Origin of the sequence: Paraburkholderia sp. SIMBA_054 (genome assembly GCF_046534875.1) — a bacterium.
In the GTDB taxonomy this organism is placed as follows: Bacteria; Pseudomonadota; Gammaproteobacteria; order Burkholderiales; family Burkholderiaceae; genus Paraburkholderia; species Paraburkholderia hospita.
In genome coordinates this window covers 1-209 of record NZ_JAWRXV010001945.1, presented here as the reverse complement: position 1 = coordinate 209, position 209 = coordinate 1, and the positions used below count along the sequence as shown (strand labels likewise).

Genomic DNA, 209 nt, shown 5'->3' with positions numbered 1-209 from the left:
ACCGTATCCAGGAGATTGATCATGACCTCGCTGACCATCAAAGACCTCTCGCATAACGAAGAACTTTCCGTCGAAGCGCTCGCCTCGGTGCGCGGCGGCAGCAACTACAACGTCGGCAACGTGAACGCCGCATTCGGTGGTGGCTTCGCCAGCCCGGCTATCGTGGTGGCGCCCGTCACCCAGACCGACACGAAGGTCGTCATCCCGAC

The 209-nt window shown here is 61.2% G+C and carries 1 protein-coding gene; it reads left to right on the top strand.

Features of this window, described 5'->3' with window-relative positions; genetic code table 11:
• Positions 1 to 21 precede the first annotated feature (21 nt).
• Positions 22 to 209 (top strand): hypothetical protein (locus SB822_RS61810; protein WP_410859767.1); only part of this gene is annotated, 188 nt, incomplete at its 3' end.